Below are 9,103 nucleotides of genomic sequence, written 5' to 3'. Positions count from 1 at the left end.
GGGGGAGCGGCGGCGGCTCGACCTGACTCTGACCCCCACCCGGCGGGGCGACCGCTCGGCGGTGACCGTCACGATCCGCTCGACCGGCCCGCTGGGGCTGGCGGCACGGCAGCTCTCCCGGCCCGCGCCGTGGACGGTGCGGGTGCTGCCCGAGTTCCCGTCGCGGCGGCATCTTCCGGCCAAACTGCGCAAGCTCCGGGAGCTGACCGGGCAGCACGTGGCCCTGATCCGCGGGCAGGGCACCGAGTTCGACTCGCTCCGCGAGTACGTGCACGGCGACGACGTCCGGTCGATCGACTGGCGGGCCACGGCACGCCGCGGCGACGTCGTGGTCAGGACGTGGCGGCCCGAACGGGACCGGCGGATCTTCCTGATCCTCGACACGGGCCGCACCTCGGCGGGGCGCGTCGGCGACATCCCGCGCCTCGACTGCTCCATGGACGCCGCCCTGCTGCTGGCCGCCCTGGCCTCCCGCGCGGGCGACCGGGTCGATCTGCTCGCCTACGACCGGGAGGTCAGGGCGCGGGTCGAGGGCATGTCGCGGACGGGTCTGCTGCCCGCGATGGTCCGGGCGATGGCCCCGCTCGATCCCGCGCTGATCGAGTCGGACGCCGCCGGAATGGTCTCCTCGCTGCTGACCAGGACCAGGCAGCGCAGTCTCGTCGTCCTGCTGACGGAGCTGAACACCGCCGCCCTGGAGGAGGGCCTGCTGCCGCTGCTGCCGCAGCTCACGGCCAAGCACCTGGTCATGATCGCGGCCGTGGCGGATCCGCGCGTCGAGGAGATGGCCGCCGCCAGAGGCGACCTCGCGGCCGTCTACGACGCGGCCGCCGCCGAACGGGCGCGCGGCGACCGCCGCCGCCTCACCGCCGAACTCCGCTCCCACGGAGTCGAGGTCGTCGACGCCCCGCCCGACCAGCTCGCCCCCGCCCTCGCCGACGCCTACCTGGCCCTCAAGGCCGCCGGACGACTCTGACCAGGTGATCTTCCGGGCGGCTCTCCCTGCGGCCCGGCGGGGAACCGAACGGCCCGGGTCTGCGTTGAGACGCTGAATGCGGCCGCGAATTGCGCGCGAGGGTGAGCTGCACCATCCTTGACCTCACCTAGGATGGATGGGCTACGAGTGGTATGCGCGACAGTGGGCCCCATCACCACTGTGCGGCTATCCGATCTGCAAGGAGCTTCCGAGAGTGCCAGCTGTAATCGACAAGATCCTTCGCGCGGGCGAAGGCAAGGTCCTGCGCAAGCTCAAGCGGATCGCTGCTCAGGTGAATTCCATTGAAGAGGACTTCACCGAGATGAGCGACGCGGAGCTGCGGGAGCTGACGGACAAGTACCGTGAGCGCCTCGCCGACGGTGAGAAGCTCGACGATCTGCTTCCCGAGGCGTTCGCCACGGCACGTGAGGCCGCCAAGCGCGTCCTCGGCCAGCGGCACTTCGATGTGCAGGTCATGGGCGGCGCCGCACTGCACTTGGGGAACATCGCGGAGATGCGCACCGGTGAGGGCAAGACCCTGACCTGCGTGCTGCCCGCCTACCTCAACGCGCTCGCCGGCAAGGGCGTCCACGTGGTCACGGTCAACGACTACCTGGCCAAGCGCGACGCCGAGTGGATGGGCCGTGTGCACCAGTTCCTCGGCCTCGAGGTCGGTGTGATCCTCGGCAACATGGCTCCCGAGGAGCGCCGCAAGGCCTACAACGCCGACATCACCTACGGCACGAACAACGAGTTCGGCTTCGACTACCTGCGCGACAACATGGCGTGGTCGCTGGACGAGTGCGTGCAGCGCGGCCACTACTTCTCGATCGTGGACGAGGTCGACTCGATCCTCATCGACGAGGCCCGCACCCCGCTGATCATCTCGGGCCCCGGCGACCAGAACTCCAAGTGGTTCGCCGAGTTCGCCAAGATCGTCCCCCGGCTGAAGAAGGCTTCCGACAAGGAGGCCGACGACGGCGACTACCAGGTCGACGAGAAGAAGCGCACCGTCGGCATCCTGGAGTCCGGTGTCGAGAAGGTCGAGGACTGGCTCGGCATCGACAACCTGTACGACTCGGTCAACACCCCGCTGGTCGGCTTCCTGAACAACGCCCTCAAGGCCAAGGAGCTGTACAAGCGCGACAAGGACTACGTCGTGCAGCACGGCGAGGTCCTGATCGTCGACGAGTTCACCGGCCGCATCCTGTCGGGCCGCCGCTACAACGAGGGCATGCACCAGGCCATCGAGGCCAAGGAAGGTGTGACGATCAAGGACGAGAACCAGACGCTCGCCACGATCACCCTCCAGAACTACTTCCGCCTGTACGACAAGATCGGCGGCATGACCGGTACGGCGCAGACCGAGGCGTCGGAGTTCAACAAGATCTACAAGCTCGGCGTGATCCCGATCCCGACGAACCGGCCCGCGCTCCGCGAGGACGTCGCGGACGTCGTCTACAAGACCGAGCAGGCCAAGTTCGACGCCGTGGTCGACGACATCGCCGAGCGGCACGAGAAGGGCCAGCCCGTCCTGGTCGGCACGACCTCCGTCGAGAAGTCCGAGCGTCTGAGCAAGCTGCTCAAGCGCCGGGGCATCCCGCACGAGGTACTCAACGCCAAGCAGCACGAGAAGGAATCCGAGATCGTCGCCCAGGCCGGGCGGAAGGGCGCCGTGACGGTCGCCACCAACATGGCCGGCCGTGGCACCGACATCATGCTGGGCGGCAACCCCGAGTTCCAGGCCGACCTCGACCTGCACGCCCGCGGCCTGTCCCCGCTGGAGACTCCGGAGGAGTACGAGGCCGCCTGGCCCGCCGCCCTGGAGAAGGCCAAGGACTCGGTCAAGGGCGAGCACGAGGTCGTCGTCGAGGCCGGTGGCCTGTACGTGCTGGGCACCGAGCGGCACGAGTCGCGCCGTATCGACAACCAGCTCCGCGGTCGCTCCGGCCGTCAGGGCGACCCGGGCGAGTCCCGCTTCTACCTGTCCCTCGAGGACGACCTGATGCGGCTGTTCAACTCCGCGCGCGTCGAGTCGATCATGACGCGGCTCAACATCCCGGACGACCAGCCCATCGAGGCGAAGATCGTCTCCTCGGCGATCAAGTCGGCTCAGCACCAGGTCGAGCAGCAGAACTTCGAGATCCGCAAGAACGTCCTCAAGTACGACGAGGTCCTCAACCGCCAGCGTCAGGTGATCTACGCCGAGCGCCGCCGGGTCCTCGAGGGCGCCGACCTGCACGAGCAGATCCGCCGCATGATCGACGAGGTCGTCGACGGCTATGTCGCCGGCGCCACCGCCGAGGGCTTCGCCGAGGAGTGGGACCTCGACACCCTGTGGAAGGCGTTCAAGCAGCTCTACCCGATCACCCTGACCTCGGACGAGGTGATCGAGGAGGTCGGCGGCGACGTCGACAAGCTCGACGCCGAGACCCTCGCCGACCGGATCCGCGAGGACGCCCAGGCCGCCTACGACAAGCGTGAGGCGACCCTCGGCGAAGAGGTCATGCGCGAGCTCGAGCGGCGCGTCATCCTCACCGTCCTCGACCGCAAGTGGCGCGAGCACCTGTACGAGATGGACTACCTCCAGGAGGGCATCGGCCTGCGCGCGATGGCGCAGCGCGACCCCCTGGTGGAGTACCAGCGCGAGGGCTACGACATGTTCGCCACCATGATGGAGGCGATCAAGGAGGAGTCGGTCGGCTACCTCTACCACCTCGAAGTCGAGGTCGAGGAGCAGCCCGCGGCCAAGGTCGGCGTCGCGCCGAAGACGGTCTCCGGCACGGCCATCGGCGAGAAGCCCGACACCGGCAAGCTCGACTACTCGGGCCCGGCCGAGGACGGCGGCGTCGAGACCCACTCCGAGGGCTCCGACAAGTACGAGGGCGTGTCCCGCAACGACCCGTGCCCCTGCGGCTCGGGCAAGAAGTTCAAGCGCTGCCACGGCGGTTCCTGATCTTCCTGGCTTGATCTTGATGGCTTGATCTTGATGGTGAAGGCCGCCGTCCCGTTCCGGGGCGGCGGCCTTCGCCGTTCCTCAGGTGGGGATCGCGGTCTCCAGGGCGGCGCAGCGCCAGCGGCCCCTGAGCAGGACCAGCCGGACGGCGATCGGCTGGATCCGGTCGCCCATCACGACCGTCGCGGTGATCTCGGCGATCCCGTCGGACGGCAGCTGGATCCGCCGGTGCCGGATCCGCGGCGGTCCCGGACGGGTGGGGATCGCGGGCTGCCGCTGCCGTTTCAGGACCTCGGCGAGCTCGGCCGTCGACAGTTTCGCGAGCTGGTGGAAGGCCCGCCGGCCCGCGAACACCTCGGCGGCCACCCAGATCACCCGGTCGGCGGTCGAGGCGAGCAGATCGTCGGGCGGGCCCGGCGGCGCGCCCTCCCGTGTGCGGGGAGCGAGCGCGAGCGACCCGTTGGTGCGGGGGACGATCTCCAGATCGGCCTGGACCTCGTCGGACGAGACCAGCCGGACCAGCCGTGACCGCGTCATGCGGCCTCCTCTCGTAGAACCTGCCTACAAGAGGGCCACCGAACGGCTTTGATACCTCTGGGGTCAGTCTTCCTCGGGTGGGGTGCGGCCGGGGGTCTTCAGATCGAACCGGAGGATCAACGTCCGGAAGATCACGTAGTAGAGGGCGAAGTAGCCGGCGCCGACCGCGAGGATCAGGCCGACCCTCTGGGAGTTCGGTGCGGAGGCGTTGAGCGCGAGGTCGATCAGCCCGGCCGAGAACCCGAAGCCGAGCTGCGCGCCGAGGGCGTCCAGGAGGGCGAGCGAGACGGCCGTCAACAGGCTGTGGACGACGTAGAGCGCGGGCGCGGCGAACACGAACGCGAACTCGATCGGCTCCGACACCCCCGTCATAAAGCTGGCCAGCGCCGCCGCCCCCATCAGCGCGCCGACCTTCCGGCGCTGCTCGGGCCGCGCGCACCGCCACATCGCCAGCGCCGCGCCCGGCAGCCCGAACATCAGCACCGGGAAGAACCCGGCGAGATAGCCGCCCGCGTCGGGGTCGCCGGCGAAGTAGCGGGGGATCTCGCCGTGGACCCCGTCATAGGTGCCGGAACCGAACCAGACGACGGCGTTCGGCAGATGGTGCAGCCCGATCGGGAGCAGCGCCCGGTTGACCAGCCCGTACAGCCCCGCGAACGGCCAGCCGAAATCCGGCCACGAGCTCATCGCGCGGATCAGCGGCGGCACCAGCCACCCGGCCAGGATTCCGAGGACGAGCCCGGCGAACGCCGTCGCGAACGGCACGAAGCGTTTCCCGCCGAAGAACGCCAGCCACGACGGCAGCTCCAGCGCGTGGAACCGTTCGAACAGCACCGCCGCGACGAGGCCGACGGCCATCCCGCCGAAGATCCCCGCCGGGTTCGGATCACCGGCCCCGAGCCGCCGGGAGACGGCGTCGAACACCAGATAGCCGACGACGGCGGCCAGGGCGGTCGTCCCGTCGGCCCTGCGGGCGAAGCCGATCGCGACGCCTAGCGCGAACAGCAGCGGCAGCGCGTCGAACAGCCCGCGTCCGGCCGCCTCCAGCACCGGGACGCCGAGCAGGTCGTCCTGGCCGAGCCGGAGCAGCAGCACCGCGACGGGCAGCACCGAGACGGGCGTCATCAGGCTCCGCCCGAGCCGCTGCAACCCGCTGACCACCGCCTCCACAAGGTCGACTCTGTCAGCTCCGCGTGCGGCGCGCTCGTTCTTAGCGGCGGTGTTCGAGGGAGGTGTGGAGCTGGTAGCGGTCGGCCCGGTAGGTGGATTCGGTGAGCTCCGCGCAGACGGCCGCCTTGTAGGAGCGGCGGCGCAGCAGCAGCACGGCGCTCCCGGCGGGCAGGTCGAGCAGTTCGGTGTCCAGGGGGGTGGCGATGGCGGCTTCGACGGTCTGGTCACCGGAGTCGAAGGTGAGCCCGTAGGTCCGTTCCAGCACCGAGTACAGCGACTGGCCCGCCAGCCGGACGTCGAGCAGGCCGGGGGCGAGCGCCGCCGGGATGTGGCAGCGTTCGATCGCCATCGGCGCGCCGTCGGCGGTCCGCAGCCGCTCCAGGACGTGCACGTAGGCGCCCTGCGTCAGGTTGAGCCCGCGCGCGATGTGCCCGGTGGCGGGGACGGTGCGGTGGCCCAGGTCGATCGCGCCGGGGGTGAGCCCCCGCGACCGCATCTCCGCGGTGAACGACGACGACAGCCGCAACGGCATGTCGATCTTGGGCCGGGCCACGAAGGTGCCCTTGCCCGGCACCCGGTACAGCCGTCCCTCGGAGACGAGCTGGTCGACGGCCTGGCGGACCGTCATCCGGGACAGCGCGTACCGCAGGCAGAGATCACGTTCGGACGGCATGGGCGCGTCCACCTGGAGCCCGGCGTCGTCGATCAGGTCCAGCAGCAGCCCGCGGAGCTGGACGTACTTGGGCACCGGGCTGGACGCGTCGATCGCGGTCAATGCGGGCTACCTCACGTGGCTCGGGGGCTATCGGGTATTGGTATCACAAGGGTATGGTTCGTACCGGTCTAGTCCGGGCTAGACCGGGCTGTCAAGAGCGGGCGGCGGAGCAGTGCCCGCGGCCCGCTAATCTGGGAAGCCAAGATCCCCGGAGGAGACCGTGAGCAGGGCGGAGACGATCCTCGCAGGGCTCGGCGGGAAGACGAACGTCGTCGACCTCGAGGCCTGCATGACCCGGCTGCGCACCGAGGTGCGCGACGGCGGGCTCGTCGACGCGTCCGCGCTCAAACGGGCCGGCGCCCACGGCGTGCTCAAGTCAGGACGGACCGTGCAGGTCGTCCTCGGCCTCGACGCCGACACCCTCGCCACGAAGATCAAGAGCCTGCTCTGAACGTGTACGCGCCGCTCGCAGGGACCGTCCTACCGCTGGCCGACGTCCCCGATCCGGCGTTCGCGATGCTCGGCCCCGGCGTCGCCATCGCCCCCGCCGCGCAGCGAGAGATCATCGCCTGCGCACCCGTCTCCGGCACATTGATCACCTCCCGTTCACACGCCTTCGCCATCCTGGACGACCGGGGACGTGCGGTCCTCGTCCATCTGGGCATCGACACCGTCGGGCTCCGCGGCCGCGGCTACACACGGCTGCGGAGCAAAGGCGACCGGATCGAGCGCGGCGAACCCGTCACCCGCTGGGACCTGGCCGAACTGGGCGGGCTCTCCCCGCTCTGCCCCGTCATCGCCCTCGAGGCCGCCGCGATCCTGGACGCCGCAACAGGAACGGTCCAGGCGGGCGACCCCTTGTTCGTCTGGAACAATTCATTTCCGAAGGAGGATCATGGCTGAGCGTCAGGTGAAGGTCGAATCGGCGGTGGGCCTGCACTCCAGGCCGGCCGCGGAGCTCGTCAAGACCGCCGCGAAGGCGCCGATGGACGTCACGATCGGACGGTTCACCGGCGACCCCGTCAACGCCAAGAGCATCCTGGCCGTCCTGGCGCTCGACGCCCGGCACGGCGAGCAGCTCCGGTTGAGGGCCGAGGGCGAGGGCGCCGAGGAGATCCTCGACGCGCTGGTCCGGGTCATTGCGGAGCCGGATGCGTGAGCTGCTCGGCACCGGGGTGAGCCCGGGCGTGGGCGTCGGCCCCGTCCGGGTGGTGAGCGGTGACGTTCCCGAACCCCCCGCCGTGCCGTTCCGCGGCGACCGCGTCGCCGAGGCGGGACGGGCGCTGGCCGCGCTCGAGGAGGTCGGCCGGGAGCTGGAGTCCCGCGCCGGTGTGGCCTCGGGCGACGCCCGCGACATCCTCACCGCGCAGGCCCTGATGGCCCGCGACCCCGATCTGGCCGGCGAGGTCACCGTCGGGGTGTCGGCGGGGCTGACGGCCGAGCGCGCCGTGTACGAGTCGTTCGGGTTCTTCCGGGATCTGCTGGCGGGGGCGGGCGGCTACCTGTCGGCGCGCGTCGCGGACCTCGACGACGTCAGGGACCGGACCGTCGCCCGGCTGATGGCCGTCGCGGTGCCGGGGATGCCCGACGCCGACGAGCCTTACGTCCTGGTCTGCCAGGATCTGGCGCCCGCCGATCTGGCGCTGCTGGATCCGGAACGGGTCGTCGCCTTCGTCACGGAGGAGGGCGGCCCGATCGGCCACACCGCGATCCTGGCGCGGGCGATGGGCATCCCCGCGATCGTCTCCTGCCCCGGTGTGCTGGACCTGCCCGACGGCGCCCATGTCCTGGTGGACGGCGCGTCGGGGCGGGTGATCGTCGATCCGGCCGACGAGCAGGTCGCCCGGGCGCGGGCGGCGGCGCTGGCCCGCGCCGAGGCCGTCGGCAGCGCGACGGGGCCCGGCGGCACCAAGGACGGTCATCCCGTCCCGCTGCTGGCGAACATCGGCGGCCCCAAGGACATCCCGGCGGCCCTCGCCAGCGGTGCGGAGGGCGTCGGTCTGTATCGCAGCGAGTATCTGTTCATCGACGAGGACGTCCCGCCGACGGAGGCCGAGCAGATCCACGCCTACCGCCAGGTCCTGGAGGCGTTCCCGCGCGTGGTCGTCCGGGTCCTGGACGCGGGCGCCGACAAGCCGCTGTCGTTCCTGCCTCCCGCCGCGGTCGAACCCAATCCGGCGCTCGGCGAACGGGGCCTGCGGCTGCTGCGCCGCCACCCCTCGGTGCTCCGGGCCCAGCTCGGCGCGCTGGCGAAGGCCGCGGAGGGGCTTCCGGGACGGCTGCGCGTCATGGCGCCCATGGTGACCGACGCGGAGGAGGCGCGTTTCTTCACCGTCGCCTGCCGTGACGCTGGCCTCACCCACGCCGGGATCATGATCGAGGTTCCGGCGGCCGCGATCCGCGCCCGTGACATCGCCGAAGAGGTCGATTTCTTCAGTCTGGGCACCAACGACCTGGCCCAGTACGTTTTCGCCGTCGACCGTCAGGTCTCGAGCCTGACCCGCCTCCAGGACCCGTGGCGTCCGGCCCTCCTGGACCTCATGGCCATCGCGACCGAAGCGGCCCGCGCCTCGGGCAAGGGCTGCGGCGTCTGCGGCGAGGCCGCCGCCGACCCGATCATGGCCTGCGTCCTGGCGGGCCTGGGCGTCACATCCCTGTCGATGAGCGCCCCCTCGCTCCCGCTGGTCCGCGCGGCCCTGGCCGCCCACACCCTCACCGAATGCCAGTCCGCCGCCGCGGCCGCCCGCCG

At 70.8% G+C, this 9,103-nt stretch carries 9 protein-coding genes; 6 read left to right on the top strand and 3 right to left on the bottom strand.

Annotation, left to right across the window (positions count from 1 at the left end):
• Both ACYVE7_RS22765 and secA read left to right on the top strand, forming a co-directional pair.
• Positions 1–976, top strand: a 976-nt coding sequence (locus ACYVE7_RS22765; RefSeq protein WP_460367033.1) for a DUF58 domain-containing protein, incomplete at its 5' end; no start/stop codon positions are given.
• Positions 977–1,190: 214 nt separating this feature from the next.
• Positions 1,191–3,932, top strand: a complete 2,742-nt coding sequence (secA, locus tag ACYVE7_RS22760; protein ID WP_460367032.1) for a preprotein translocase subunit SecA — start codon at positions 1,191–1,193, stop codon at positions 3,930–3,932.
• Between the two features lie 81 nt (positions 3,933–4,013).
• On the opposite strand, the gene ACYVE7_RS22755 is transcribed toward secA, so the two are convergent.
• The 3 genes from ACYVE7_RS22755 to ACYVE7_RS22745 form a co-directional block, all read right to left on the bottom strand.
• Positions 4,014–4,469, bottom strand: a complete 456-nt coding sequence (locus ACYVE7_RS22755; RefSeq protein ID WP_460367031.1) for an Rv3235 family protein — start codon at positions 4,467–4,469, stop codon at positions 4,014–4,016.
• A 63-nt stretch (positions 4,470–4,532) separates the two neighbouring features.
• A complete protein-coding gene (locus ACYVE7_RS22750; RefSeq protein WP_460367030.1) occupies positions 4,533–5,639 on the bottom strand; it encodes a PTS transporter subunit EIIC in 1,107 nt (368 codons plus the stop codon).
• Between the two features lie 40 nt (positions 5,640–5,679).
• Positions 5,680–6,414: a GntR family transcriptional regulator gene (locus tag ACYVE7_RS22745; protein ID WP_460367029.1), complete on the bottom strand. Its 735-nt coding sequence runs from the start codon at positions 6,412–6,414 to the stop codon at positions 5,680–5,682.
• 160 nt (positions 6,415–6,574) lie between these two features.
• Here ACYVE7_RS22745 and ACYVE7_RS22740 point away from each other — a divergent pair, with 160 nt between their 5' ends.
• From ACYVE7_RS22740 to ptsP, 4 genes are all read left to right on the top strand, one after another.
• Positions 6,575–6,805, top strand: a complete 231-nt coding sequence (locus ACYVE7_RS22740) for a glucose PTS transporter subunit EIIB (RefSeq protein ID WP_460367028.1) — start codon at positions 6,575–6,577, stop codon at positions 6,803–6,805.
• A gap of 2 nt (positions 6,806–6,807) precedes the next feature.
• Positions 6,808–7,257 (top strand): PTS sugar transporter subunit IIA, encoded by a 450-nt coding sequence (locus tag ACYVE7_RS22735; protein WP_460367027.1) that lies wholly within the window; start codon positions 6,808–6,810, stop codon positions 7,255–7,257.
• On the top strand, positions 7,250–7,513 hold the full coding sequence (locus ACYVE7_RS22730; protein WP_460367026.1) for an HPr family phosphocarrier protein: 264 nt from the start codon (positions 7,250–7,252) through the stop codon (positions 7,511–7,513). Before ACYVE7_RS22735 ends, ACYVE7_RS22730 begins: the two co-directional genes overlap by 8 nt.
• Positions 7,506–9,103, top strand: a 1,598-nt coding sequence (gene ptsP, locus ACYVE7_RS22725) for a phosphoenolpyruvate--protein phosphotransferase (RefSeq protein WP_460367025.1), incomplete at its 3' end; no start/stop codon positions are given. The genes ACYVE7_RS22730 and ptsP, both read left to right, overlap by 8 nt.

Source organism: Actinocorallia lasiicapitis, from assembly GCF_054778695.1.
Note: the sequence above shows the minus strand (reverse complement) of the source record. Positions and strands in the feature narration are given on the sequence as shown.

Bases quoted from the DNA above. Each gene is read 5' to 3' on its own strand.
- ACYVE7_RS22755 (WP_460367031.1), bottom strand. From the start codon at position 4,469: ATGACGCGGTCACGGCTGGTCCGGCTGGTCTCGTCCGACGAGGTCCAG.
- ACYVE7_RS22730 (WP_460367026.1), top strand. From the start codon at position 7,250: ATGGCTGAGCGTCAGGTGAAGGTCGAATCGGCGGTGGGCCTGCACTCC.